This window comes from Streptomyces sp. NPDC048275 (genome assembly GCF_040652275.1).
Lineage (GTDB): Bacteria > Actinomycetota > Actinomycetes > Streptomycetales > Streptomycetaceae > Streptomyces.
On sequence record NZ_JBEZLR010000261.1, the window covers coordinates 1 to 1,330 of the forward strand.

Below are 1,330 nucleotides of genomic sequence, written 5' to 3' on the forward strand. Positions count from 1 at the left end.
AGGTCAGACACTCCATGTCGTTGGGATGTCAAGCGGGCTGGGGGGAGGCGTGGTGTGACCACGCGGTTGCTTCGTCGTAAGTGGTTCGGGTCCTGAGGCAGCCGTGGAGGATGCCGACGAGTCGGTTGCCGAGCTGGCGAAGAGCAGGGTTGTAGCCGAGCTCGCGTGCTCGTTGCTTGTCGTAGTAGCGGCGGGCTCCGGGCGATGCCCGCAGAGCACAGAAGGCTTGGGTCTGGAGCGCGTCGGCCAGGCGGTTGTTGCGGACGTAGCGGGCCTGGACGGTGTGGCTCTTGCCAGAGGCTCGGGTGACAGGGCTGGTGCCGGCGTAGTTCTTGCGGGCCTTCGCGGAGGCGTATCGATCGGGGTCGTCTCCGAACTCGGCGAGCACCCGGGCGCCGGTGACCTCTGCGATACCGGGCATCGAGAGGTAGATCTCAGTGTCGGGGTGCTTCAGGAAATGGACCTTCACCTGCTCTTCCATCGCAGCGATCTGCTCGTTCAGCGCGATGATCAGCCGAGCGTGAGCGGTAGCGGTGGCCGCGTAGGCGGCAGTGACCTGCTCGGGCAGAGCGAGCTGCTGCTCGCGCAGGGCTGTTTGGATGGTGGCCGCTTTCGCGTCGCGGTTGCGTCGGCGGTGGCGGGCCGGAACGGCGGTGATCTGGGTGCGGGTCAGCTTCGCCGCTGCTGCGGGGGTGGGCGCCTTGATCAGCAGTTCCAGTGCGTCCGTGCTGGTCAAGGCAAGGTCGGTGTAGGCGCTCAGGGCGGCGGGGAAGTACTCGCGCAGCGTGCTGCGAAGCCGCTGGAAGGTGCGGGTGCGTTCCCAGATCAGGGTCTGGTGGGCCCGTGCGACGACCTTCACGGCCTGGGCGGCCTGACTGTCCCCGGCTACCGGCCGCAGGCGGTCGCGGTCGATGCGGACCATGTCGGCGAGCGCGTGGGCGTCGCCCTTGTCGCTCTTGGCTTGCGAGGAGGCGTATCGCTCCTTGAACCGGGCGACCTGCCGGGGGTTGATGGCGTAGACCTGATAGCCGGAGACGATCAGGGCCTGCACCCACGAGCCCCGGTCGGTCTCGATGCCGACGACCACCTCACTCGGCTCCAGCTCGCCACCGTGGCGGGCGACGAGTTCGTGGAGCTTGGCGATGCCCGCCACGCCTTCGGGCAGATTGGCGGCAGCCAGCTTCCGGCCGCTCTCATCCTGGAGCTCGACATCATGGTGATCCTCGGCCCAGTCATCACCGATCAGCAGCAACAAACCCTCCCCAAGTGCGTTCCTCGTACCGCGGCGTAGCCTGCGGAAGGCTCGGCACGCGGCCTAATGGATCCAGTG

Annotated in this window: 1 protein-coding gene; it reads right to left on the bottom strand. The window is 67.4% G+C overall.

The window, feature by feature from the left end; translation table 11 throughout:
* Positions 1–28: 28 nt before the first annotated feature.
* Positions 29–1,252: an IS110 family transposase gene (locus tag AB0D57_RS47810; protein ID WP_362088786.1), complete on the bottom strand. Its 1,224-nt coding sequence runs from the start codon at positions 1,250–1,252 to the stop codon at positions 29–31.
* Positions 1,253–1,330 lie beyond the last annotated feature (78 nt).